Origin of the sequence: Citrobacter sp. wls615, assembly GCF_005281355.1 — a bacterium.
Taxonomy (GTDB): domain Bacteria; phylum Pseudomonadota; class Gammaproteobacteria; order Enterobacterales; family Enterobacteriaceae; genus Citrobacter; species Citrobacter werkmanii.
Genome location: NZ_SZXM01000065.1, coordinates 19,958 through 45,379 on the forward strand (window position 1 = coordinate 19,958; position 25,422 = coordinate 45,379).

The 25,422-nt window shown below is 53.9% G+C and carries 23 protein-coding genes and 1 pseudogene; 7 read left to right on the forward strand and 17 right to left on the reverse strand.

The genetic code is table 11. From position 1 onward, the window contains the following. Nucleotides 1-60 precede the first annotated feature (60 nt). Nucleotides 61-822 carry a uridine phosphorylase gene (gene udp / locus FDX04_RS17930; RefSeq protein WP_003828923.1) on the reverse strand — a complete coding sequence of 254 codons (762 nt, stop codon included), beginning with the start codon at nucleotides 820-822 and terminating at the stop codon, nucleotides 61-63. 265 nt (nucleotides 823-1,087) lie between these two features. On the opposite strand from udp, the gene FDX04_RS17935 reads away from it, so the two are divergent. Next, on the forward strand, nucleotides 1,088-1,894 hold the full coding sequence (locus FDX04_RS17935) for a dienelactone hydrolase family protein (RefSeq protein ID WP_061381042.1): 807 nt from the start codon (nucleotides 1,088-1,090) through the stop codon (nucleotides 1,892-1,894). A 54-nt stretch (nucleotides 1,895-1,948) separates the two neighbouring features. On the opposite strand, the gene metE is transcribed toward FDX04_RS17935, so the two are convergent. Then, nucleotides 1,949-4,210, reverse strand: coding sequence for a 5-methyltetrahydropteroyltriglutamate--homocysteine S-methyltransferase (metE, locus tag FDX04_RS17940; RefSeq protein ID WP_137361393.1), 2,262 nt, complete (start codon nucleotides 4,208-4,210; stop codon nucleotides 1,949-1,951). Between the two features lie 248 nt (nucleotides 4,211-4,458). On the opposite strand from metE, the gene metR reads away from it, so the two are divergent. Next, nucleotides 4,459-5,412: an HTH-type transcriptional regulator MetR gene (metR, locus tag FDX04_RS17945; RefSeq protein ID WP_038634477.1), complete on the forward strand. Its 954-nt coding sequence runs from the start codon at nucleotides 4,459-4,461 to the stop codon at nucleotides 5,410-5,412. Here the strand turns inward: metR and FDX04_RS17950 are convergent. From FDX04_RS17950 to pldB, 3 genes are all read right to left on the reverse strand, one after another. After that, on the reverse strand, nucleotides 5,300-6,199 hold the full coding sequence (locus tag FDX04_RS17950) for a carboxylate/amino acid/amine transporter (RefSeq protein ID WP_042313989.1): 900 nt from the start codon (nucleotides 6,197-6,199) through the stop codon (nucleotides 5,300-5,302). The genes metR and FDX04_RS17950 overlap by 113 nt on opposite strands. Nucleotides 6,200-6,279: 80 nt before the next feature. Continuing rightward, nucleotides 6,280-7,080: a sugar/pyridoxal phosphate phosphatase YigL gene (gene yigL, locus FDX04_RS17955; protein ID WP_042313992.1), complete on the reverse strand. Its 801-nt coding sequence runs from the start codon at nucleotides 7,078-7,080 to the stop codon at nucleotides 6,280-6,282. Nucleotides 7,081-7,095: 15 nt separating this feature from the next. Beyond that, nucleotides 7,096-8,112, reverse strand: a complete 1,017-nt coding sequence (gene pldB, locus FDX04_RS17960; protein WP_137348865.1) for a lysophospholipase L2 — start codon at nucleotides 8,110-8,112, stop codon at nucleotides 7,096-7,098. A gap of 110 nt (nucleotides 8,113-8,222) precedes the next feature. Between pldB and rhtB the strand changes: the two genes are divergently transcribed. Continuing rightward, on the forward strand, nucleotides 8,223-8,843 hold the full coding sequence (gene rhtB, locus FDX04_RS17965; RefSeq protein ID WP_137371300.1) for a homoserine/homoserine lactone efflux protein: 621 nt from the start codon (nucleotides 8,223-8,225) through the stop codon (nucleotides 8,841-8,843). Nucleotides 8,844-9,005: 162 nt separating this feature from the next. Next, nucleotides 9,006-9,890, forward strand: a pseudogene (locus FDX04_RS17970) (Rpn family recombination-promoting nuclease/putative transposase). 38 nt (nucleotides 9,891-9,928) lie between these two features. On the opposite strand, the gene rhtC reads toward FDX04_RS17970, so the two are convergent. The 3 genes from rhtC to pldA all read right to left on the reverse strand — a co-directional run bounded on the left by rhtC (nucleotide 9,929) and on the right by pldA (nucleotide 13,400). After that, the gene (gene rhtC, locus FDX04_RS17975; RefSeq protein WP_137371301.1) at nucleotides 9,929-10,549 is read right to left on the reverse strand and encodes a threonine export protein RhtC; all 621 of its coding nucleotides are present in this window, start codon (nucleotides 10,547-10,549) and stop codon (nucleotides 9,929-9,931) included. A gap of 63 nt (nucleotides 10,550-10,612) precedes the next feature. Continuing rightward, nucleotides 10,613-12,442 (reverse strand): ATP-dependent DNA helicase RecQ, encoded by a 1,830-nt coding sequence (gene recQ / locus FDX04_RS17980; RefSeq protein WP_137371302.1) that lies wholly within the window; start codon nucleotides 12,440-12,442, stop codon nucleotides 10,613-10,615. An 88-nt stretch (nucleotides 12,443-12,530) separates the two neighbouring features. Continuing rightward, complete coding sequence (pldA, locus tag FDX04_RS17985; protein WP_042314001.1) at nucleotides 12,531-13,400, reverse strand: phospholipase A; 870 nt, start codon at nucleotides 13,398-13,400, stop codon at nucleotides 12,531-12,533. 165 nt (nucleotides 13,401-13,565) lie between these two features. On the opposite strand from pldA, the gene yigI reads away from it, so the two are divergent. Together yigI and rarD are read left to right on the forward strand one after the other, a co-directional pair. Continuing rightward, nucleotides 13,566-14,033, forward strand: a complete 468-nt coding sequence (yigI, locus tag FDX04_RS17990) for an acyl-CoA thioesterase YigI (RefSeq protein ID WP_042314003.1) — start codon at nucleotides 13,566-13,568, stop codon at nucleotides 14,031-14,033. Nucleotides 14,034-14,084: 51 nt separating this feature from the next. After that, nucleotides 14,085-14,981: an EamA family transporter RarD gene (gene rarD / locus FDX04_RS17995; RefSeq protein WP_137371303.1), complete on the forward strand. Its 897-nt coding sequence runs from the start codon at nucleotides 14,085-14,087 to the stop codon at nucleotides 14,979-14,981. A 69-nt stretch (nucleotides 14,982-15,050) separates the two neighbouring features. Here the strand turns inward: rarD and corA are convergent, their stop codons facing one another. The 8 genes from corA to FDX04_RS18030 all read right to left on the reverse strand — a co-directional run bounded on the left by corA (nucleotide 15,051) and on the right by FDX04_RS18030 (nucleotide 22,094). Beyond that, complete coding sequence (gene corA, locus FDX04_RS18000) at nucleotides 15,051-16,001, reverse strand: magnesium/cobalt transporter CorA (protein WP_038634499.1); 951 nt, start codon at nucleotides 15,999-16,001, stop codon at nucleotides 15,051-15,053. A 155-nt stretch (nucleotides 16,002-16,156) separates the two neighbouring features. Next, on the reverse strand, nucleotides 16,157-16,213 hold the full coding sequence (ysgD, locus tag FDX04_RS24335; protein ID WP_212723238.1) for a YsgD/CorL family protein: 57 nt from the start codon (nucleotides 16,211-16,213) through the stop codon (nucleotides 16,157-16,159). Nucleotides 16,214-16,447: 234 nt separating this feature from the next. Continuing rightward, nucleotides 16,448-18,610, reverse strand: a complete 2,163-nt coding sequence (uvrD, locus tag FDX04_RS18005; protein WP_038634502.1) for a DNA helicase II — start codon at nucleotides 18,608-18,610, stop codon at nucleotides 16,448-16,450. A gap of 88 nt (nucleotides 18,611-18,698) precedes the next feature. Beyond that, nucleotides 18,699-19,415: a 5-amino-6-(5-phospho-D-ribitylamino)uracil phosphatase YigB gene (gene yigB / locus FDX04_RS18010; protein ID WP_042314011.1), complete on the reverse strand. Its 717-nt coding sequence runs from the start codon at nucleotides 19,413-19,415 to the stop codon at nucleotides 18,699-18,701. Beyond that, on the reverse strand, nucleotides 19,415-20,317 hold the full coding sequence (xerC, locus tag FDX04_RS18015) for a tyrosine recombinase XerC (protein WP_137371304.1): 903 nt from the start codon (nucleotides 20,315-20,317) through the stop codon (nucleotides 19,415-19,417). Before xerC ends, yigB begins: the two co-directional genes overlap by 1 nt. Beyond that, on the reverse strand, nucleotides 20,314-21,021 hold the full coding sequence (locus FDX04_RS18020; RefSeq protein WP_038634510.1) for a DUF484 domain-containing protein: 708 nt from the start codon (nucleotides 21,019-21,021) through the stop codon (nucleotides 20,314-20,316). Before FDX04_RS18020 ends, xerC begins: the two co-directional genes overlap by 4 nt. After that, complete coding sequence (gene dapF, locus FDX04_RS18025) at nucleotides 21,018-21,842, reverse strand: diaminopimelate epimerase (protein ID WP_042314013.1); 825 nt, start codon at nucleotides 21,840-21,842, stop codon at nucleotides 21,018-21,020. Before dapF ends, FDX04_RS18020 begins: the two co-directional genes overlap by 4 nt. Nucleotides 21,843-21,890: 48 nt before the next feature. Next, a complete protein-coding gene (locus FDX04_RS18030; protein WP_032940199.1) occupies nucleotides 21,891-22,094 on the reverse strand; it encodes a lipoprotein in 204 nt (67 codons plus the stop codon). A gap of 138 nt (nucleotides 22,095-22,232) precedes the next feature. Between FDX04_RS18030 and cyaY the strand changes: the two genes are divergently transcribed. After that, entirely contained in the window at nucleotides 22,233-22,553 is a 321-nt protein-coding gene (cyaY, locus tag FDX04_RS18035; protein WP_042314014.1) for an iron donor protein CyaY, read from the forward strand. Nucleotides 22,554-22,630: 77 nt separating this feature from the next. Here cyaY and cyaA read toward each other — a convergent pair whose 3' ends face one another. After that, on the reverse strand, nucleotides 22,631-25,177 hold the full coding sequence (gene cyaA, locus FDX04_RS18040; protein ID WP_079225747.1) for a class I adenylate cyclase: 2,547 nt from the start codon (nucleotides 25,175-25,177) through the stop codon (nucleotides 22,631-22,633). Nucleotides 25,178-25,422 lie beyond the last annotated feature (245 nt).

Here is a 25,422-nt window from a genome sequence, read left to right on the forward strand (position 1 = left end):
CGAGGCACTACGCAAAATAAAAAGGCCGAACGCGTCGGCCTTTTTGAACAGACGGGAGAATTACAGTAAACGGCGGGCAGCTTCCACCACGATTTTCACAGCGTGGCTTTCCGTTTGTTTCATCGTTTCCGCATTAGGAATCTCTTGCTGAGTACGGTTCACGATAACGCCAGCAACCATACCTGCACGCAGGCCCTGGCTTGCGCACATGGTCAGCAACGTTGCGGATTCCATTTCGTAGTTCATGACGCCCATGGACTGCCACTCTTCCATTGAGCCTTTGAAACGGCTCACTACGCGACCAGAGAAGGTGTCATAACGCTCCTGGCCCGGGTAGAAGGTGTCAGAAGACGCGGTGACACCCACGTGGGTAGTCGCACCGATAGATTTCGCCGCTTCCACCAGCGCAGTGGTGCACTCGAAGTCAGCAACGGCCGGGAATTCCATTGGCGCGAAGTGCAGGCTTGCGCCATCCAAACGGACAGACGCAGTGGTGACCAGCACATCACCCACATTGATATGCGGCTGAATAGCGCCAGTCGTACCGATACGCAGGAAGGTACGAATGCCCAATTGCGCCAGTTCTTCTACGGCAATAGAGGTGGACGGGCCGCCGATACCGGTAGAGCAAACGATCACGGCTTTACCATCCAGCTCAGCACGCCAGGTCGTGAACTCGCGATGGGATGCCAGCTTAACCGGCTTATCCATCAGCGCGGCGATCTTTTCCACACGCTCCGGGTCGCCAGGGACGATAGCAAGCGTAGCCCCTTGTAAATCGTTCTTAGTGAGGCCGAGATGAAAAACATCAGACTTAGACATAAAAACTCCTCTGTGAATCGGTTTTGTCAGAAGAAGCAAAAACACACTTTACCGAAGGTATAAACAAATTTTCGTGACAGACATCACCATGATGTAAATCAATTGCATTCGATTGCCATTAAATAGTGACGGATATCACATAAACAGCGTGTTGTAAGGACACCTTGCACAAAAGATAGACCGTTTAAGGCAATGTGGTACGTTGCATATGTCTATAGTTAATAATGCGCTTTTTGGCTGAATATTTAAGGGTACGGAGAATACCATGACGACACGACAATCTGGCTTTGCACCTGCTGTATCTCCACCGACGTCTACCACGGTTCACACACCGGATAACGCAATTATCGCCGGTGTAACGTCCATACCTTCACAGGGCGATGATATGCCAGCGTATCACGCACGACCAAAACAGACCGATGGCCCCCTGCCCGTGGTTATTGTCGTGCAGGAGATTTTTGGCATTCATGAACACATTCGTGATGTTTGCCGCCGTCTGGCCCTGGAAGGATATCTGGCTATTGCACCAGAGCTCTACTTCCGCGAAGGCGATCCCAATGACTTTGCCGATATCCCCACGCTGCTCAGCGGCCTTGTCGCCAAAGTGCCTGACTCTCAGGTACTGGCCGACCTGGACCACGTCGCCAGTTGGGCCTCCCGCAACGGTGGGGATGCTCATCGATTAATGATCACTGGTTTTTGTTGGGGTGGACGCATCACCTGGCTGTATGCCGCACACAATCCGCAGTTAAAAGCAGCGGTAGCGTGGTATGGCAAACTGGTGGGTGATAAGACCCTCAACTCGCCGAAACATCCCGTTGATATCGCCACCGATCTTAACGCCCCCGTCCTGGGACTTTATGGTGGTCAGGACACCAGTATCCCACAGGATACCGTCGAAACGATGCGTCAGGCACTACGCGCCGCCAATGCTAAAGCGGAAATTGTGGTTTATCCCGATGCCGGGCATGCATTTAATGCCGATTACCGCCCGAGCTACCACGAAGAGTCGGCCAAAGACGGCTGGCAGAGAATGCTGGAGTGGTTCGCGCAATACGGCGAGAAGAAGTAAGTATCGCCAGGCAAACCGATCATCAAAACGGAGGCGTTAGCCTCCGTTTTATTTTTACGCCTGACGCAAGTTCTGCGCTGCTTTGACCATGTTAGCCAGCGCGGCACGGGTTTCCGGCCAGCCGCGGGTTTTCAAGCCGCAGTCCGGGTTCACCCACAGACGTTCCGCCGGAATACGCTGCTCGGCCTTCTTCAGCAGAGCCTCAATCCACTCCACGCTCGGGACGTTCGGCGAGTGAATGTCGTACACACCCGGTCCGATTTCATTCGGATAGTCGAACTCCTCAAACGATTCCAGCAGCTCCATATCCGAGCGCGAGGTCTCAATGGTGATCACGTCCGCGTCCAGCGCGGCAATGGAATCCATGATGTCGTTGAACTCGCAGTAACACATGTGGGTATGGATCTGGGTTTCATCCTTCGCCACTGCCGCGTTAATGCGGAAAGCTTCTACCCCCCATGCCAGATACGCGGCCCAGTCGCTGCGACGCAGCGGTAGACCTTCGCGCAGCGCCGGCTCATCAATCTGAATAATACCGATACCCGCCGCTTCCAGATCCGCCACTTCGTCACGCAACGCCAACGCAATCTGCTTCGCGATGGTTTCACGCGTCACGTCTTCACGCGGGAACGACCAGCAGAGAATGGTCACCGGACCGGTCAACATGCCTTTTACCGGCTTGTCGGTCAGCGACTGCGCGTACTTCGCCCACTCCACGGTGATCGCTTCCGGGCGGCTGACGTCGCCAATCACCACCGGCGGCTTCACGCAGCGAGAGCCGTAGCTCTGCACCCAACCGTTCTGGGTAAAGACGAAACCGTCCAGGTGTTCGCCAAAATATTCCACCATGTCATTACGCTCGGCTTCACCGTGTACCAGCACGTCAAGCCCCAGACGTTCCTGCTCAACAATCGCCTGTTTGATATGCTCCGCAATACCGGTGCGATAGTGGGCAGCATCAAGATTGCCTTTTTTGAAGTCCAGACGCAGACCGCGAATTTCGGTGGTTTGCGGGAATGATCCGATAGTCGTGGTCGGCCATGCCGGCAGATTAAAACGGGCACGCTGTGCCTCGGCGCGAACCGGGTAAGCGTTGGCGCGTTGGCTGTCCTGGGCGGTGATCGCCGCCAGACGTTTTTCCACTGTGGCGTTGTGTACGCGGGTAGAGTGACGACGCGCCTGGATCGGTGCGCTCCATTCCACAATTGCCGCCGTATCGCCGCTGTTCAACGCATCGCGCAACAGCGCCAGCTCGCCGCATTTTTGCAGCGCGAAGGCAAACCAGCTCTTCACTTCCGCATCAAGCCGGGTTTCCACGCTCAAATCAATCGGGCTGTGCAGCAGAGAGCAGGAAGAAGCCACCCACAGATCACGTTTGCCGACGATATCTTTGATTTGCGCATATTTTTCGCTGAGATCGGCGCGCCAGACGTTACGACCGTTTACCAAACCGGCTGACAGCAGCCAGTCGGCAGGCAGACGTTGGTGCAGCTCGGCAACGTCATCTTTGCCATGAACGAAATCAACGTGCAGACCCTGCACTGGCAGCGCGGTAATGATATCCAGGTTTGGCGTTACGCCTTCAAAATAAGTGGTCAGCAGTAATTTTACCTGCCCTGCCAGCGCATCATACGCGGGTTTGAAGGCGTTCAGCCAAACCTGCGGCAGCTCCAGTACCAGCGCGGGTTCATCAATCTGTACCCACTCAATACCGCGTTTCGCCAGCTCAGCCAGCACCTGCTGGTAAACCGGCAGAATGTCATTCAGCAGGGTCAGACGGTCAAACTGTTCGCCCTTCACTTTACCCAGCCACAGGTAAGTTACCGGCCCAAGCAGCACAGGCTTCACCTTGTGGCCGAGCGCCAGCGCTTCGTCCACTTCATCCAGCAGTTGGGTCCAGGTCAGTTTGAACTGCTGACCTTTGGTGAATTCCGGCACCATGTAGTGATAGTTGGTATTAAACCATTTGGTCATTTCTGCCGCCGCCGCGGGCTCACCCGTCGGGGCGCGGCCACGGCCAATGCGGAATAAAGTATCGATATCAACCGAGCCGTCTTTATTTTGATGACGCGCCGGAACGTTGCCGAGCAGCAGGCTGGTGGTTAGCACGTGATCGTACCAGGCAAAATCGCCCACCGGCAGCAGGTCAATGCCCGCCTGCTTCTGCTGATCCCAGTGGCGGGCGCGCAGCTCGCGGCCAACGGCCAGCAATTCTTCACGGGAAGAATTTCCCGCCCAGTAGCTTTCTTGCGCTTTCTTCAACTCGCGACGCAGGCCAACGCGAGGGAAACCGAGGGTGTGATTCAATATTGTCATTTTTCTTCCTCTCTTATTTTATTGAATCTGAAGCAAAAACTCTAAATAGTTCGGTTTGCAGGAAGGCGGCGACACAGCGCATCCCCAGGAGCTTACTGAAGTAAGTGACTGGGGTAAGCGAGGAAGCCAACGCATCTGCAAGCCGAAATATGACAAGTTTTGGACGTCCAGATGTTTACACATCCATAATTGGCGGTTACTGTATATTCCTCAAGCGCAATTTGTTCATGCCGAAGTGAAGGACTTTCATGATCGAGATTAAACACCTGAAAACGCTCCAGGCGTTGCGGAATAGTGGTTCGCTGGCAGCCGCAGCGGCGACGTTGCATCAGACCCAATCCGCCCTTTCTCACCAGTTCAGCGATCTGGAGCAACGCCTCGGCTTTCGTCTTTTTATCCGTAAAAGTCAGCCTCTGCGCTTTACGCCGCAGGGCGAAATTTTGCTGCAGCTGGCAAACCAGGTGTTGCCGCAAATCGGTCGCGCGCTACAGGCCTGCAACGAACCGCAGCAAACCCGGCTACGCATCGCGATTGAATGCCACAGCTGTATCCAATGGCTGACGCCCGCGCTGGAGAATTTTCGTGCCAACTGGCCGCAGGTGGAAATGGACTTTAAATCCGGCGTGACGTTCGATCCGCAACCTGCGCTACAGCAGGATGAATTGGATCTGGTGTTGACCTCCGACATTCTGCCGCGCAGCGGATTGCACTACTCGCCGATGTTTGATTTTGAAGTACGCCTGGTCCTGGCGCCGGACCATCCGCTGGCCAGCAAAACCCAAATCACCCCGGAGGATTTAGCCAGCGAGACGCTGCTTATTTATCCGGTACAACGGAGTCGGCTGGATGTCTGGCGGCATTTCCTGCAACCTGCGGGCGTTAGCCCGTCGCTGAAGAGTGTGGATAACACCTTGCTGCTGATTCAGATGGTTGCAGCTAAAATGGGTATCGCGGCTTTACCACACTGGGTAGTGGAGAGTTTTGAGCGCCAGGGCCTGGTGGTAACCAAAACCCTGGGTGATGGATTGTGGAGCCGACTGTACGCCGCCGTGCGCGATGGCGAGCAGCGACAACCGGTCACGGAAGCGTTTATTCGCTCAGCGCGGAATCACGCCTGCGATCACCTGCCGTTTGTACGGAGTGCGGAACGACCCACTTTCGATGTACCCACAGTGAGGCCACTATCACAGCCGCACCAATGATGAAGCTCGGCCAGTGAGGCTGTTGATGCCAGATAGCCAGGTTAACCAACAGCCCGGCCGGCACATGCATATTGTTCATGATGCCCAGCGTACCCGCATCCACCTGAGTCGCGCCGTAGTTCCACATAAAGTAACCAATGCCGGACGCCGCCACGCCAAGAAACACCAGGATGCCCCACTGTAGCGTGGTTGCAGGTATTTTCTGCGCATTACCCAGCATGAACCAGGCCACTATCGCCACCATAAATGCCCCCATGTAAAACCAGGCAAAGGCGTTGTGCTGCGGCATTGGCCGTGTTTCCATTAGACGCTTGTAGCCCACCATACCAATGGCAAAGCTGATATTGGATAGCTGTACCAACAGCAGGCCGGTCCAGAAGTGGCTGGTCACCTGGTCGTAACGAATGATCCCCGCACCGATCACCGCCAGCAATGCACTGAAGGCGTAGCTCCAGCGCAGACGACGTCCGCTCATCAGGTCATAAATTAGCGTAATGTAGAGCGGCGTTAGTACGGTAAAGAGCAGCAGCTCTGAAACCGTCAGGTACAGATAGGCGTGAAAACTCAGCATATACATAATGCCAAGCTGCATGGCCCCTACCAGCATATACAGCGCGATCGTTTTTACGCTGTGCCCACGGGTACGTAAAAATGGCAGGAACACCAGCGCCGCCAACCCAACGCGCACCAGCACCGCAAAATAGCTATCGACATGACCGGCAAGGTACTCGCCAAACAGGCTAAAGGAAAAGGCCCACAGAATTGTGGTAATGATGAGTAACGCCACAATGGATGTCTCTTAACAAAAGGTACACCCATTGTAGCGAAGTTTTTAGTTGACAACTGGTCAACTAACGAACGATGGTGTTACTGCAAAAAGAGCTTACGCAGATAGTGTGGCACGGCATCATCGGCGTTGAGTCCAATCACGTCCAGTTCCGGATGAAGATCTTTCAGGCGCTGGTGCGCGTTGCCCATGATGCAGCCTTTGCCAGCCATGGAGAGCATTTCCGCATCGTTCATGCCATCACCGAAAGCGATACAGTCCTTCAGGTTGTAGCCCATCGCTTTCGCCACCGCTTCCAGCGCATGACCTTTCGACACGCCGCCAGCCATCACTTCCAGACAGGTAAGCGTAGAGAAGCTGACGTTGACGCGATCGCCCCAGCGAGCGTTAATCGCCTGCTCCAGCGGCAGCAGCCTTTCATGAGAATCGGTGGTAAAAAACACTTTGCTGACGCCTTCAGGCTCCAGTAGCGCAGGTTCAAACAGAGAATAGTTAAATACCGCTTCTTTAAAGAAGCGCATTTCGTCCGGACGATGACGATTCATAAACCATTCATCATCACGATAAACGTTGGTCACGATGTCCGGGTTTGCATTCACCACACCAAACAGGTCGCTGGCAATGTCGCGATCCAGGTTATGGGTAAACACCAGATTCCCGGCAGAATCGTGCACACGCGCACCGTTGGATGTGATCATGTAGGTTTTAATGCCGAGGTTATCGCGAATTTGCCCCACATCAACATGATGACGGCCAGTCGCAAACACAAAGTTAACGCCACGTGCGGTCAATAATTTCAGTGTCTCTTTGGCATAAGGGGACAACGTATGGTCGGGGGAAAGCAGCGTACCGTCTAAATCAGACGCAACAACCTGATACATAAGAAAATTAAACCTCTAGGCAAAGCGGGTTCCGCTGGATGAGTTATGCTTGTCGAAAAATTCGACAATAGCGTTAAGCGCGACTGAGCGCATTGCGTCCTTTTCAAAAAGGATCTCATGGTACGCGCCTTTAATGACAAGCGGCTGACCTCCCTCTACAGGATGGCCCGCTGCGGCGCGGAGTTCACAAAAGCGATCGTGCATACGGTTATCCACCAAACGCTCTTCTTCAGCCTGAATCAGTAATGTTGGCGTCGCGTCATCCCCCGCCCCGGCCAGGACCTGTTCACCCGCCAGAATCCCTTCACGTACCCAGTGGTAGGTAGGACCGCCCACGCGCAGCCGAGGTTCATCGGCATAGAAGCGTAGATTGCGCCGATAGCGCTGTCGACTATGGGTTACCGCATTCATCCCGAATGGCAGCGCCCGCCAGCGCCCGGTCCCCATGGCATAGCCCTCGCGGATCCGTGGATGCCCTTCAGCCCAGTCCAGAATTTGACGCACCATCCAGTCGGGAAAGCGCATCACAATACCAAACATCGGCGCGCAAAGCGCAATGGCATCACACTGATTCGGATGACGCTGCAGGAACAACGTGGCAATCGCCCCGCCCATAGAATGCGCCAGTATATAGCGTTTTCTCCACGGACCGGGTAACACTTCCTGCTGCCAGAAAGCGGTTAAATCGTCGACATAGTCATTAAAGTTATCCACATGACCGCGATGCGGGTCCGAAAGCATACGCCCGGAACGCCCCTGGCCACGGTGATCGATAATGAGAACGTCAAAACCAGAATGAAACAGGTCATACGCCAGTTCAGCGTATTTCACATAGCTTTCAATGCGTCCAGGACAGACGACGATGACACGATCGTTTTTCTCTGCGTGAAAACGAACAAAGCGTACGGGAACATTATCTACGCCCGTAAATTCCGCCTCTTCCCGCTGACGCCAGAAGTCTGTCAGTGGTCCCATGGAAAAAGCAGCAAACGCGTTTTCTCTTGTTTCCCAGTCTTTTTGCTGCTGAAACATCGGGTATCCAGCCTCGTTGACCAAGTAAAATCGTTTTTTTTGCCATGTCTGATACAACGTACCGACAGTAGCGTATTGTGGCATAAAAATAGACAATCCGGGAGTTTCTCATGACCTTTGAATGGTGGTTCGCCTACCTGCTGACCTCTATTATTTTGAGCTTGTCTCCAGGCTCTGGCGCAATCAACACCATGACCACCGCTATCAGCCACGGTTATCGTGGTGCCAGCGCGTCGATTGCAGGTCTACAGACCGGGCTGGTCATTCATATCGTTTTGGTTGGCGTAGGGCTGGGAACGCTATTTTCACGTTCAGCGATCGCGTTTGAAGTGCTGAAGTGGGCGGGTGCGGCGTACCTGATTTGGCTGGGGATCCAACAATGGCGCGCGGCGGGCGCTATCGATCTGAACACCATGGCGAATACGCAATCGCGCAGCCGACTGTTCAAACGCGCGGTCTTTGTAAATCTGACCAACCCCAAGAGCATTGTTTTTCTTGCCGCCCTGTTCCCGCAGTTTATCCTGCCACAGGAACCGCAGGTGATGCAGTATGTGGTGCTTGGCGTCACGACCATCGTGGTCGATATTATTGTGATGATCGGTTACGCGACGTTGGCTACGCGCATTGCTGGCTGGATTAAGGGGCCAAAGCAAATGAAAGCGCTGAACAAAGTGTTTGGTTCACTGTTTATGCTGATAGGCGCCCTGCTGGCGTCGGCAAGGCATGCCTAGCAAATGGAACGACGCTCGCAATAAAATGCTAACAGTAAGAGCGTTTGGACGTGAGTTCTCGTACTTCGCCGCAAAGGTAGAAAAGCCTTTTATTCTGCACTGTTAGACGTTGATTGCTAATGCCAGAATGCCGCCATATTCACTTCTCACGGATGATGAACGATGGCGGAAGCAACGACACCACATGACGCAGTATTTAAGACCTTCCTCTCCCGCGTGGAAACCGCTCGGGACTTTATCGAACTTCATCTTCCTCCCTCGTTAATCAAAATCTTCAAACTGGAAACGCTCCGTCTGGAATCAGGCAGCTTCGTGGAGGATGATCTGCGCCCCTATTTCAGCGATATTCTCTACTCACTGGAAACCACCAGCGGGCATGGCTATGTACATGTGCTCATTGAGCATCAAAGCTCACCGGACAAGCATATGTCATTTCGCCTGATGCGCTACGCTATCGCAGCGATGCAACGTCATCTTGAGGCGGGAAACAACACGTTACCGCTGGTTATTCCTGTGCTCTTTTACCATGGTAAGCAAAGCCCATGGCAAGGATCAATGAACTAGCTGGATCACTTTGAGGACTCAGGAACCGCCCTTCAGCTTTACAGCACACCGTTTCCGCTGGTGGATGTGACGGTTATTCCGGATGATGAGATTATGCAGCATCGCAGTATGGCGGCGCTGACGTTGGTACAAAAACATATTCGCCAGCGCGACATGGCGCAGTTGCTGGATAAACTTACCCGCCTGTTTATGCTGAATAAGATGAGCGGACAACAATTAACCGTGCTGGTAAACTACATGGTGCAAGCAGGGAATACACAAGATGTTCAAACATTATTGTATAAGCTGGCACAGCGTGTGCCGCAGCATGGAGACAAACTGATGACAATGGCGGATCAACTAAAACAGATAGGCCGTGAAGAAGGGAGGCGCCTTGCCCTTACTGATGTAGCAAAAGCAATGCTCAAACGGGGTCTTGATACCGACGCAATTATGGAAATGACCGGCCTTTCAAAGGACGAGTTACAGAAGCTTGCGCAATAAACCGCATTCCGCCTGGGACGCCCAGGCGGGTAACAAACTTAGCGCGAAATAATCAGGTGGATACCGAAGCCCGCGAACAGCGCGCCGGCAAAGCCATCAATCCACTTCGCCAGACGCTGATAGCCGCGACGCATCTTCGGAAGTGCAAACAGGCTGGCGACCACGGTGAACCACGCCAGCGTTTCCACGATGATCAGCGCGAAAATGCCCCATCGCGCGCCTGTTCCTACGCTATCGCCAACAAACAATGAGAACACGGAGCCAAAATAGATAATGGCTTTCGGGTTGGCGAGGTTGGTCAACAGACCTTTTAAAAAGCTGCGTCCGCTCTGTGCCAGCTCAACCTGTGGGGCAGGGGTCGCTACGTCCTGTTTTTTAAACGCGCCGCGCAGCATCTGGTAACCCATCCAGCACAGATACAGACCGCCGCCCACCATGATAATGGTATGCAACCAGGCCATTTTTTCGATAATCAGATGCAGGCCAAGCAGCGCCACGCCAGCCCAGACCATGACGCCACAGGTAATACCCAGCACGCCCATCATGGCTTCTTTGCGCGAACGGCTAACGGCCGTTTGAGAAACAAAGAAAAAATCGGGACCGGGACTCATCAGCGCAACGATATGCACCAACGCAACGGTGAAAAATAGCGTTAACATAAAAATGGCTCGCGGGGGAATAGTTCAGTGAGTCACCATCCTGGCACTTTTTTGCCTCGCTGACTACTCTTCGTCGTCACCATCAACGTGCGCGCGAATAAGTGCCATAAACTCTTTGCCAAAACGCTCAAGTTTACGCATTCCCACACCGTTGACGCTCAGCATTTCGCTCGGCGAAACCGGCATCTGCTCGGCCATTTCAATCAACGTGGCATCGTTAAAGACGACATACGGCGGGATATTCTCTTCATCGGCAATCGCTTTACGCAGCTTACGCAATTTGGCAAACAGTTTGCGATCGTAATTGCCGACGAAGGATTTCTGCATAGCGCGCGGTTTCAGCGCCACGATTCGCGGTACCGCAAGCTGCAACGGGACTTCGCCGCGCAGCACCGGACGCGCAGCTTCAGTGAGCTGTAACGCGGAGTGTTGGGCAATATTCTGTGTTACCAGGCCCAAATGAATCAGTTGACGAATCACACTCACCCAATGCTCATGGCTTTGCTCACGGCCAATACCATAGACCGGCAGTTTGTCATGGGCCAGCTCACGAATGCGCTGGTTATTCGCCCCGCGTAGAACTTCCACGACGTACCCCATACCAAAGCGTTGGTTAACGCGGTAGATCGTCGACAGCGCTTTGCGCGCATCCATTAACCCGTCGTACTGTTTTGGCGGGTCGAGACAGATATCGCAGTTACCACACGGCTCCTGACGCCCTTCGCCAAAATAATTAAGCAGAACCAGACGACGACAGGTTTGCGCCTCGGCAAACGCCCCCATCGCATTGAGCTTATGACGTTCGATATCCAGCAGCTGTCCGGCAGGTTTCTCTTCGAGGCAACGGCGGAGCCACGCCATATCAGCCGGATCGTAAAACAGCATCGCTTCCGCCGGCAGGCCGTCACGTCCGGCACGGCCGGTTTCCTGATAGTAGGACTCAATGTTACGCGGTATATCAAAATGCACCACGAAGCGCACGTTGGGTTTGTTGATCCCCATGCCGAACGCCACGGTCGCCACCACAATTTGCAGGTCATCGCGCTGGAATTTTTCCTGCACCTCGGCGCGCACGCTGTTTTCCAGCCCGGCATGATAGGCTCCCGCGCTGATGCCACGACTTTGCAGGCGCGCAGCGGTGTCTTCGACTTTGGCGCGGCTGTTACAGTAAATAATGCCGGACTTACCACGCTGTTCCTGCACATAGCGCATCAGCTGATCGAGCGGCTTAAATTTCTCCATCAGCATGTAGCGAATATTCGGGCGGTCAAAGCTGCTGATCTGAATTAACGGATCGTTGAGGCCCAGCAGACGCACAATGTCCAGCCGGGTGGTTTCATCCGCGGTCGCGGTCAGTGCCACAAACGGCAGGGTTGGGAAACGCTGACGCAACTGGCCCAGCGCAGCGTATTCCGGGCGGAAGTCATGTCCCCACTGCGAAATACAGTGCGCTTCATCAACTGCCAGCAGCACCGGATTCCAGTGTCCAAGATGCTCAAGGAAGTTATCCAGCATCAGGCGCTCAGGGGCAATATAAAGCAAGCGAACCTGCCCGCTGCGACAGCCGGCCATCACCTCAAGCTGCTGTTCACGACTTTGGGTGGAGTTCAGGCACGCCGCCGCCACGCCGTTGGCCAGCAGTTGATCGACCTGGTCTTTCATCAGGGAAATCAGCGGCGAAACAACAACGGTGAGTCCGTTGAGTAATAATGCGGGAATTTGATAGCACAGGGATTTGCCGCCACCGGTGGGCATAACGACCAGACAGTCGCGACCAGAGAGCACGGTGTCGATGATTTCTTCCTGGCCTGGGCGAAACTGTTGGTAGCCAAAGGTTTCCTGTAAAACCTGTTTAGCGCCCATTTCCAGATTCAACACTTCCGCCTGCGCCACATTAACCCCATTAACCTGAAATAAAAACAGGCGCTATTTTCAGCGCCTGAGAGAGAAACTGCAATGATTAAAATACTCTCAATATCTGTCAGAAGATATCGTTAAGCATTACACCCACGCCAACACGGGTTTGATTGAAGTTGTAGTCAATCAGCGATTCGCCGTAACCACTGTAGACCTGGGTGTAGAGACGAACATGCTTCGTAATAGGATAGCTTGCCCCTAACTCTGCGCCGCCGTAGCCGGTGTTCCAGTTGTACTGCCCTTTCACGCTGATAACGGCGTCGCCCAGGTGATATCCCATTTTCAGCTGATAATAGCCCATGTATTTGGTGATGTCGGGGTTATCATCGGTACTGCCAATGACGTACCACGGCTTTACTTCCACCAGCCAGTTGCCGTTTTCTGCCATCAGGCGGGTATACAGGCGGTTCCAGCTACGTGAAGTGGGGTCGGAGCGCCCGTTGGAATCATGGTTGTAACCCATTTCGACATCACGTAGCGTCCACCCGGCAAAGCGATAGTCGGTGGCGAAACCAAGGAACAACTGCGGCTCGTAGTTGGTTTCGCGAAACGGTGAAGATTCTTCACTGTTAGAAAGCTGCCACCAGGATTTCTGCGTATAGGAGCCGCCAAGAACCGAGTTCGGACCAAATATTCCTCGCCAAAGGGGAAATGCCAGGCTTAGCTGAAACTTCACCTCATCTTTGCGCGCATTGTCCGACCAGCTATAGCTGCTGATCGCCTCTTTGTTCATGTCGCTGGTATTGGTGTAGATAAGGTAGTTGGTGTCATAAGGGTAAAGCGTGAAAGGGTTGTCATGCTCTTGCAGCATATTAGCGATAATACTACCCCGAACTGCTGGTGCATCATGAATCTCTTTTACTGTCGCTTCCTGCGCATACGCGGTCAACGGCAGCATGACTGCTGGTAGTAACCATCCCAGAATCGCCCGCATCGGTAATGTTCTCCTGAACCAAAATATTGATGAATTGTATAATTTTCTGACAAGCATTCTACATACTTAGCTCGCTCCTCGTTAGTTATCCCGTCCTAAAGTAGAAAACAACAAATAATAAGCATAATATCAACATTTCATTAACCAATAAGGTATTAAGATCGTATGTCTGCTGTACTGACCGCTGAAGAAGCCCTGAAGTTAGTGGGTGAAATGTTTGTTTATCATATGCCGTTTAACCGTGCGCTGGGGCTGGAACTGGAACGCTATGAAAAAGAATTTGCGCAATTAGCGTTTAATAATCAACCGATGATGGTCGGGAACTGGGCGCAAAGCATTCTGCATGGCGGGGTGATCGCCTCAGCACTCGACGTCGCCGCCGGACTGGTGTGTGTAGGCAGCACGTTGACCCGTCACGAAACGATCAGTGAGGACGAACTGCGTCAGCGCATGTCACGTATGGGCACCATCGATTTACGCGTTGATTATCTGCGCCCGGGGAGAGGAAATCGCTTTACCGCTACCAGCAGCCTGCTGCGGGCGGGTAATAAAGTAGCCGTTGCGCGCGTGGAACTGCATAACGAAGAACAGCGCTATATCGCCAGCGCAACCGCCACTTATATGGTGGGGTAAGCGCTTAAAAAAAGGTAAACTGCTGTTACATTTCTGCAATGAGTTTTCCCGATGGATGCTAAACAAACGCGGCAGGGCGTGTTACTCGCTCTGGCTGCCTATTTTATTTGGGGTATCGCTCCCGCCTACTTCAAGCTGATTTACTATGTCCCGGCAGATGAGATCCTGACGCACCGCGTCATCTGGTCATTTTTCTTTATGGTGGTGCTGATGAGCATCAGCCGCCAGTGGTCGGGTGTTAAAACGCTGCTACAAACGCCAAAGAAGATCTTCCTGCTGGCGCTCTCTGCGGTGCTCATTGGCGGAAACTGGCTGCTGTTCATTTGGGCGGTCAATAATCACCATATGCTGGAAGCCAGCCTCGGCTATTTTATTAACCCGCTGGTGAATATCGTGCTGGGGATGCTTTTCCTCGGCGAGCGCTTTCGTCGCATGCAGTGGCTGGCGGTACTGTTAGCCGCCTGCGGCGTACTGGTACAGCTGTGGACCTTCGGCTCGTTGCCGATAATCGCGCTGGGACTGGCGTTCAGCTTTGCTTTTTATGGTCTGGTGCGTAAGAAGATTGCCGTTGAAGCACAAACCGGTATGTTGATTGAAACCCTGTGGCTCTTACCCGTGGCTGCAATCTATCTGTTTGGCATTGCGAATAGCCCAACCAGCCATATCGGGCAAAACCCGATGTCGCTCAATCTGCTGCTGATTGCCGCGGGTGTCGTGACCACTATTCCGCTGCTGTGCTTTACCGGCGCAGCGACCCGCCTGCGTCTTTCCACGCTGGGCTTCTTCCAGTATATCGGACCCACGTTGATGTTCCTGCTGGCGATCACCTTTTACGGTGAAGTGCCGGGAGCGGATAAAATGGTCACGTTTGCGTTTATCTGGGTGGCGCTGGCGATTTTCGTGATGGATGCGATTTATACCCAACGCAGAACGCGTATGGGGATGTGAATGCTTTTTGCCTGATGGCGCTACGCTTATCAGGCCTACGGGTTCTGTAGGCCTGGTAAGACACCGCCATTAAAGCCAGTTCTTACGTTTGAAGTACAGATACGGCGCCAGACCTGCGAGCATCATGAAGACAATCGCGCCAGGATAACCGAAGCTCCAGTGCAGTTCCGGCATAAATTCAAAGTTCATGCCGTAGCTGGAAGCCACCAGCGTCGGCGGCAGAAACACCACCGAGACCACCGAGAAGATCTTGATAATGCGGTTCTGCTCGATATTGATAAAGCCCATCGCCGCCTGCATCAGGAAGTTAACTTTCTGGAACAGCGATTCGTTATGCGGCAGCAGAGACTCGATATCGCGCAGGATCTCACGCGCCTGCTCCAGTTGACCACCCGGCAGACGCGCTTTACGCACCAGGAAATTCAGTGCGCGCTGGGTATCCATCAGACACAGGCGTACCTTCCAGCCGATATCTTCCTGTTCCGCCAGCGTGGAAAGCGCTTCGTCATACTCATCGCCCTGACGTCCTTCCATGATCACACGGCTGAGTTTTTCCAGGTCGCTATAGATATTTTCAATCTCATCCGCCAGCTGTTCAATTTTGGTTTCGAACAGGTCGAGCAGCAGCTCGTAAGCGTTGCCATCCACCATCGCCTGGTTACGTGCGCGCATGCGATACAGACGAAACGCCGGCAGTTCGCGTTCGCGCAGGGTAAACAAGCGACCTTCACGAATGGTAAATGCAACGGTTGAGTTACCCGCGTGATCGTCGGCGTCTTCATAGAAGAAGAAGGAGTGAATGTGCAGGCCATCTTCGTCTTCAAAAAAACGAGCGGATGCTTCGATATCTTCCAGTTCAGGGCGCGTGGCCAGGTTCTGGCCCAAGTCCTTTTGCACACGGTTTCGTTCTTCGTCATCCGGCTCGACTAAATCGACCCAAACCGAACTGGCCAGGTGCTCGATCTCGTCTGCCTCAAGGCGAGTTAACCGATTGTTTTCCAGTTGAAATGCGCTCAGCATGACCGGGACTCCCAATGCAAAAAATTATCGGACAGTTCGGAGGGCACACAGAAACAAATTGGGTTTCAGACCATTAAACAGCCTGACTCAGCGCGACGGGAAAAAAACAGAAGGTCGCTGACAACCGCGAAGGCTATCAGCAAAAAGGGATAGCCTTAGGAGTTGATCCTGGATGACAGGATAATGAGCCAGTATCTACTGGGTGTGTCCAAGGCGAATGTCCTCTTAGCGTAATCGTGCGCGCATGTTACGCCAGCAAAATTTTGACGTCAACACGCAACGGATGGCGAAAAAGTAATAATTTCCCCTTATACAGAAAGGTTAGCAGAGGGGAATTATTTATCTATGATTTCAGAATATTAACCGGCAGATAGCCGAATGGCGGCTTCGCCTTATCCGGCCTACAAATCAAAATGTTACCCGGTCAGCGCAGCGACATCAGGCGATCACACCGTTTCCAGTCTTGCGTAAGCCGCCACCAGCCATTTGATCCCCTGCCCCTGGAACGCGACCTGCAAACGACTGTGCTCGCCGCTTCCTTCGAGGTTGACGATGGTGCCCTCGCCGAACTTCGCGTGGCGTACCCGCTGGCCAAGTTTGTAGCCGGTATCGTTTTCCGCCATTGGCGTGCCCATCCGCTGATGGCTCACCGGACGGCTAACCGTGGCGCGCAGACGCACCTCTTCAACGCACGCTTCCGGCAGTTCGCCAATAAAGCGCGACGGACGATGGTAAACCTCTTTGCCGTACAGACGGCGCGTTTCGGCGTAGGTAAGCGTCAGCTTTTGCATCGCGCGGGTCACGCCGACATAGGCCAGGCGACGTTCTTCTTCGAGACGTCCGCCTTCATCCAGCGACATCTGGCTCGGGAACATGCCTTCTTCCATCCCCACGATAAACACCTGCGGAAACTCCAGCCCTTTCGCCGAGTGCAGGGTCATCAGCTGTACCGCGTCCTGCCAGGTATCCGCCTGTCCTTCGCCCGCTTCCAGCGCAGCATGAGACAGGAACGCCTGCAGCGGCATTAAGTCTTCGTCTTCTTCGTTGTAGCTGAACTGGCGCGTTGCCGTCACCAGTTCATCTAAGTTTTCGATACGCGTCTGACCCTTCTCGCCTTTTTCCTGTTCGTACATCATGCGCAGGCCGGAATCTTTAATCACCCGGTCAGTCTGCACGTGCAGCGGCATATCGGCAGTCTCTTGTGCCAGCGCGTCAATCAATTCCATAAAGCGCTGTAAGGCGCTGGCGGCGCGACCGGCCAGGGCTTTTTCCTGCAGCAGTTCACGACAGGCCTGCCACAGCGTTAGCTGGCGGTCACGCGAGGTCTGGCGCACCACATCTAAAGTACGATCGCCAATCCCGCGGGTTGGCGTATTCACCACACGCTCAAACGCGGCGTCGTCATTGCGGTTAGCGATCAGGCGCAGGTAGGAGAGCGCGTCTTTGATTTCCTGGCGTTCGAAGAAGCGCATCCCGCCATAGATACGATACGGCATGCTAGCCTGTAGTAAGGCTTCTTCCAGCACGCGCGACTGGGCGTTGCTGCGATACAGAATGGCGCATTGTTCCAGCGCGCCGCCGTTGTCCTGCCAGGTTTTGATGCGATTGACCACAAAGCGCGCTTCATCAAGTTCATTGAACGCGCAATACAGCGAGATCGGCTCGCCGTCGACGCCGTCGGTCCACAGTTTTTTACCCAGGCGCCCGTTGTTATTTTCAATCAGGGCGTTAGCTGCGCTCAGAATATTATTGGTCGAGCGATAGTTCTGCTCCAGACGAATGGTTTCTGCGCCCGGGAAATCGTTGAGGAAGCGCTGAATGTTCTCCACCTGCGCCCCACGCCAGCCGTAGATCGACTGATCATCATCGCCCACGATCATCACCTTGCCGGTGTCGCCCGCCAGCAGGCGGATCCAGGCGTACTGAATGTTGTTAGTATCCTGGAATTCGTCCACCAGGATATTGGTAAAGCGTTCGCGGTAGTGCTGCAGAATGTGCGGCTTGTTGAGCCACAGTTCATGGGCGCGCAGCAGCAGTTCGGCGAAATCCACCAGCCCCGCGCGATCGCACGCTTCCTGATAAGCCTGATAGACCTTCTGCCAGGTCTGTTCGACCGGGTTGCCGTAGCTTTGCAGATGGTGCGGGCGCAGCCCTTCGTCTTTCTGGCTGTTGATAAACCACATAGCCTGACGCGGCGGCCACTGCTTTTCGTCCAGGTTCATCGCCTTGATCAGGCGCTTGAGCAGACGCAGTTGGTCCTCGCTGTCGAGGATCTGGAAGTCCTGCGGCAGGTTGGCATCCATATGGTGCGCGCGTAACAGACGGTGCGCCAGACCGTGGAAGGTCCCCACCCACATTCCGCCCTGGCTGGTTCCCATGATCTGACCAATACGGTGGCGCATTTCCGCTGCCGCTTTGTTGGTAAAGGTCACCGCCATAATAGAGTACGGCGAGTTGTTCTCTACCGTCAGTAACCAGGCGATACGGTGCACCAGTACGCGAGTTTTACCACTCCCCGCGCCTGCCAGAACCAGCATGTTGCTGCGTGGCGCGGCCACCGCTTCACGCTGTTTATCATTAAGGCTGTCGAGCAGGTAAGAAACGTCCATTGGCACCGCCGCGTAAAAGTAGGTAAGGCGGAGAAGCGTAGCGCCATCCGCCAAAAAGCTGGGTATATATACAGAGTTCTGCTGGTGATTATATCAGCGAGGTCAGAGATGCCAACTGTGAAATTTCGATATGCGGCAGCAAACGGCTGTCTGCAGTTTGCATCAGGTCGGCATTTTCCGGTTTGATCCAGCAAGCTTGCATACCACAACGAATAGCGCCTGCAACGTCTGTCGTCAGGTCATCGCCCACATGCAGAATCTCACCCACTGGCATTTTCAGTTTATCCGCCGCCAGCGCGTACATGTCGCTGAACGGTTTCGATCGCCCATCGGGACCGGCGCGCAGCACAAATTCAAAGTAATCGCCCAGACCAAACAGTTCCGGCTGCGCGTTACCGTTGGTGATCGCCACCAGCGGCCATTTGCGGGCCAGCGCCTTCAGCGTGTCATGCGTCGATTGCGGAACATCAATGCGGCTACGCCATTTAGCAAAATTCATCATCGCCGCATTCGCTCCCATCAAGGCTTCTGCCGCTGACAGACCAGCCTCCAGCATAGCGCGCTCTACGGCGCGGTGACGCCATTGGGTAACGTCGTGATAGATTTCCGGCTCGGCGTCGCGAACAGCCTGACGTAAGCGCTGTAGGTCGCTATTTTGCAGCGAATTCAACGCCGGGTGGTAATTCTGTACAAACGCGAGCGCTTCCTGCTCGGTGCGTTTGATAACGGGACGGTTATCGTAAAGGGTGTCATCAAGGTCAAAGGTGAGCGCAGAAATACGCCCCAAAGGCCGGTAAAAACGCATTATTTCCCCCGTTTGGCGCGCGGATGCGCCGCATCGTACACTGAAGCCAGGTGTTGAAAATCAAGATGGGTATAGATTTGGGTGGTCGAAAGATTGGCATGCCCCAATAACTCCTGCACTCCGCGCAGATCGCCGCTCGACTCCAGCATATGCGTCGCAAAAGAGTGGCGCAATTTGTGGGGATGGACGTGGCTGTTCAGCCCCTGTCTGATACCCCATTCCGCAAAGCGTTTCTGCACGTTACGCGCAGAGATGCGCTTGCCCAGTTTTGACAGGAACAACGCATCGTCATCCCCGCCAAATAAACCGCGCAGATCCAGCCAGTGCTCAATCCACACCACCGCATTGCGGCCGATCGGCAGACGACGTTCTTTACTGCCCTTGCCCATCACCCACACTTCGCCGGTGTCGAAATCGAGATGTTTAATATCCAGCCCAACCAGTTCAGATAAACGCAGTCCCGCGCCGTACATCACTTCCAGCATCGCCCGGTCGCGCACGGCAAGGGGATCGTTGAGATCGATATCCAGCAGACGATTAACGTCATCAACGTCGATATTTTTAGGTAAGTGACGTGGCGCTTTCGGCGCGGAAACGCTTTTTGCCGGATTGGCTTTCAGTTCGCCCTGATTAACCAGCCAGTCGAAGAAACTGCGCAACGCGGAGAGGCGCAGCGCCAGACTCGCCGGCCCCAGCCCTTTACGACGGCTGCGCACGGCAAAACTGCGTACCATTGCAGCATCACATTGTTGCCAGCTTTGCAGACCGGTTTCTCCGGCTAACGCAATGATGGCATCAAGCTGACGCTGATAATTAAGCAATGTGATCGGGCTAAGCTGGCGCTCAACGCCCAGATAGCGCAAAAAGCGCGCCACATCCTGAGAAAGGGGTGAATCGGTCATACGCGTTCAATCCAGCGCTCCAGCAGCTCCGGCAACATCAGCGAGATTTCCTGCAATAGCTGCGTACCCTGTCCCTGCTGATAATGATTAACGTCACGACTGCTGAATAACATCACGCCCAGGGAACCATCTTGCCCCAGCATCGACATCGCCACCGAACCTATCGCTTTCGCCTCCGGCATCATGACCAACAGTTCCGGTCCATTGAGTGGGCCAAGATAGTGCTGCGACTGGCCCAGACGCTGAATACGCAACGGTTCAAAGGCCTGGCGGCTTAATGCCAGATGCGTAAATTTTGATGGCGCACCGAGTCGCCACCGGTCCGGAAACAGACGAACCGTCGCGCCGGCCAGCCCCAGCTCACGCGCCCAGCGATGAAATCGCATCAGCATATCGTCAAGACTGCTGGCCGACACCAGGCGGCTTTGCAGATTTAGCAGACGATAGAACAGGCTTTCATTGGCGTTGGCTTGTTCCATCAATAACGCCATGTTCTCTTCAAGCACATTAATATGATTACGTGCCCGCGCCATATGCCATTCAACTAAAGAGATCGTGCCCCGCACCGGGTGTGGGACGCGCATCGCTTCAACTGCCCGGGCATTACGGATAAAAAACTCAGGATTACGTTGCAGGTAATCGACGACCGCTCGATCGTCGAGCTCCATGAGCGTTTCCTGTAGTTCTTCCCCTGGTTGCTTCATAAGTGAATAAATCCGTCGTAGACATGTGCCGCCGGGCCAGTCATATACAGCGGATGACCCGGACCTTTCCAGGCGATATCAAGTCGACCGCCAGGTAACTCCACCCTCACCTCTTCTGCCAGCAGGCCCTGCTGAATACCTACCGCAACAGCGGCGCACGCACCGCTGCCGCAGGCCTGAGTTTCGCCCGCCCCGCGCTCGTAGACGCGCAGCCGGATATGCTCGCGCTTTACCACCTGCATAAAGCCGATGTTGGCGCGTTCTGGAAAGCGTTCGTGGTTTTCCAGCACCGGTCCCAGCGTTTCCACAGTGGCCGTATCAACATCATCAACCTGAATCACGCAGTGCGGGTTCCCCATTGAAACCACGCCGCACAATACTGTCTGTTCGGCCGCGCGCATAATATAGGTCTTCTCTGCTTTGTTGGCGCGAAACGGAACCTGCGAAGGCTCAAAGTTGGGTTCCCCCATATTCACCCGCACCAGCTCGTCGTCGGTTACGGTTAATACCATACGACCATTCGCGGTACTGACGCGAATATCACGCTTATTGGTCAGCCCTTTCAGGCGAACAAAACGGGCAAAACAACGGGCGCCATTGCCACACTGTGACACTTCACTGCCGTCGGCATTAAAAATACGGTAGTGGAAATCCAGCTCCGGATCATACGGAGGTTCAACCACCAGCAACTGATCAAACCCAACGCCGAGATGCCTGTCGGACAGGCGGCGGATCAGCTCTGGTGAGAAAAAGACATTCTGCGTTACCGCGTCGACGACCATAAAATCGTTGCCAAGGCCATGCATTTTAGAGAATTGCATCATTCACTCCGTTCACGCGGGTACAGAAATGTAAATCTATTCCTGCCGTCAGTAATTCACCTGAGAAGGGCCGTCGCTAATCCCACGATCGTTTTTCTCGGGCGTGGTGGATTGCGATTGCGGCTGAACGCTCTTGGTCGGAGGCGGCGCGGTTTTATCTGCTGGCGGGAAATAGAGCGGGCCTTTTAGCCCACAGCCCGTCAGGCTGAACAGAGTTAAAATGACAGCGAGTGGCTTTAACACGTTTTTCATTATGGATTGCCTGTAAAGTTCATGCTTTCTGTTTTCTATCATCGCAGGAGAAGGCGTAAAAGCAAGAGTTAGCCTGTAATCTGCAACGCGTTTTGTTTCAGGTTATACTGCCCTCATCACGAAAAACAGGATAAGAAAATGAACGACAGTGAATTTCATCGCCTTGCTGACACCCTGTGGATGACCATTGAGGAGCGTCTGGACGACTGGGATGGCGACAGCGATATCGATTGTGAGATCAATGGCGGCGTGCTGACCATCAGCTTCGAAAACGGCAGCAAAATCATTATTAACCGTCAGGAGCCGCTGCACCAGGTGTGGCTGGCGACCAAACAGGGCGGCTACCACTTTGACCTGAAAGGCGACGAGTGGATCTGCGACCGTAGCGGCGAAACGTTCTGGGATTTGCTGGAGCAGGCAGCAACGCAGCAGTCGGGAGAAAAGGTGGGCTTCCGTTGATTTATTTGCCGGATGAGATGTGCTTATCCGGCCTACTGTAGGCCCGGTAAGGCGTAGCCGCCACCGGGCGAAAAGCCTCAGGAGAAATACTGCTGCAACATCGGCGTGTCGTTATCCTGATTAGCTGGCGGGACTGGGTTGAGCGGCTGGGTACGGAACGGAATCACCTGCGCACGTCCGTCGGTTTTCACAATCTGATAGAACTGCGGCAGGTTAAAGTTGATGAAGCTGGAGCCGTAGGTAAAGCGATCGTGCGACGATGAATAGAAGCGGCTGACATCACGTACCAGCTCTTCTTTGCTTCCCTCGCAGTGGTGATACACCTCCGCACGGTTACTCTCATCCAGTATATAAATATTAAAGCCCTGCTCATCGCCCGTTTCTTCGAAAAAGAACTGAATGATCCCTTCACTGGCAAAGCCGTCCACCACAGAAGGGAGTTTCACATGGTTCGTTTCAACCTGGACGGAAAGGCCGTGCAGTTTGTTGTGTGAAATCGCACCGTAGAATTCGATGGCGTTTTCCAGTTTCTGTACCGATACGTTCAGACGCTCGAAGAACAGTCCCCACGTCTGACCAGACACGCGCAGCGCTTTGAAGCGCCCGGTTTCCTGGCGGGTGCTGGAAAGGCGCAGCTCGATACACTCAGAGACCAGTTGCTGCACGCGGGTACGGATTAATCCACGCAGATGCTGGCTATAGCAGAACACTTCGACGCTATCCGGCGGCGCGGCATCCTGGTGCATTTTGCCCAGAATTGTTTTTAACGCTTCAATCATCGCCTGCTCGCCGTTGAAGTGCAGCGTACGGACTTCATTCCACGAGTTGCGATACAGCAGGTCGACGCTTCCTACCAGGCAATTTTGCTCTTCGCCAAAGCTGAAGACGTCCAGCTTGCGGAAATCAAAATGCACCACCTGATTACGGAATGCGGCCGTTGGGTCATATTCAAGGTTAACGATAATCGCCAGATGGCGAATTTCACACGGGCTGTAGAGCGCTTTCGGCGTGGGTGCCGGCAGGCGCAGCGGGAAGTGGTGCGATACATCGGCGACCATCTCCTGCAACTTCGGCAAATCGACAATGCCGTTGCCCTTAATAAACAAATGCGTACGCGATGTCAGCAGACCGTTGAACCAGGCCCACGCCACCAGCTTATTGAGATAGCGGTTATATTCCAGCGGCTGATGGCTGATGATCGAATCCATATTCGGCGCACGGTTGTAGAGATACCAACCCGAACGGTTGGCGCGGCCCGGCGGCACATGGATAAAGGTCAGGTTCGGTTCTGAGAGGTCTGGAGATATCTGCGGGTTCACCAGCGTTACCTTGCCCGGCAACGCTTCAAACGCGGCATACAGCTTACGGGTCAGCACACCGATATCCTGCGGACTGGCGCTAACGCTGAGGTTATTGCGCCGCGCAAAGCGGATCAGATTACGATAGCTCTGCATCATCGCATCAAGCAGTTCGTTATGCGCTTCACGTACCTGATCAATCTTCCAGTTAGCGCGGTTATCCAGCATTGTCAGACGAGCTTCGTCCCAGCCCCATTCCTGCACTAACTGACTTAATACTTCACGACGCCAGCCCACGCAGGCGCGCTCGCGGCTCAGTTTCTCACATACTTTTAAGTAGAAACATCGACGCACTAAATCCAGACGCGTCGGGTCTTCGATCGCCGTGAGATATTCGGTAACACGCTCCAGCATCATGCAGTAGGGATCGAGACCAAAAGAGACGATCTCGCCATCGTGCAGGCGCTGTTTAATGTCTTTCGCCAACAGGCGTGGATTGGGATATTCCCAGGAATAGGCTTCCAGCAGCAGCGTCTTTAGCACTGCTTTGTACGGGGAATCGATACTTTTGTACAGCTGCCAGAGGCTGGCGCCAAAGTACTCTTCGGCGGAGAGCGAACTGAGTCCGCCGAGATCCAGCCATTCGTTTGGCGTTAACACCCCCTGTGCGTAGAGCTTCATGACGTAATCGTCGTAATGCTCTTCTTCGTCGCCCGGCACCATATTCCACAGAATACGTTTGCCCGCGAGGCGCACAGCGGTGCGATAGAATTCATCAAGCAACAGGATATGCTGCGTCGAGCCACAGTCTTCACCACCGAGACTTCCGCTTTCATTGTGACGGAAACGGTTTTCATCAATCAGGAAGAAACTGACTTCCACGCCCAGCGAAGCGGCCCAGCTTTCGAGCAGGCTACATTTACGCTGCAACAGCTGTCGCTCTTCGCTATCCAGCCAGGATTGGTGGCAGACCCAGATATCAAGGTCGGAAGAACAGCTTTGCCCTACCGAAGAGGTACTGCCCATTGAGTAAACGCCAGTGATCGGCAGTTCGCCCTTGGGAGGTTCCTGCGGTGACATGCCGCGGTACAGTTCCAGTTCGTTGAGGTAGTGGCGTTGGGTTTCATCAGGCGTGTAAAAGCATATGCCTTTGGGAACGTTACCATCGAGGTAACCCGGCATCAGAGGGTGGTGGTAGTGCAATAATGTCGGCAGCAGACTGTATACCTGCTGGAAAGCAGGCCCCATGGCAGCAAGCGCGCGATCCACACGCAGTTGATTTATGGCATCCAGTCTCTGTTTCAGAGTCTCAATATAGAGGTACAAGACGTATCGCCTGATGTTGCTATCCGTCATGTTGTCGATTACTGCGGCGCAAGCGCTCACAATTAATCGTCATCAATTCGGATAAACCGTATGTCAAAAATAACCGTTACCTGTTTTTCGCCCGTATTTTTTTGTGCGGTACAGCCGAAAAAATGGTCTAAAACGTGATCAATTTAACACCTTGCTCATTGACCGTAAAGAAAGATGCGCTACATACAAGTGTAGCACCGTTCGTTACGTGTAAA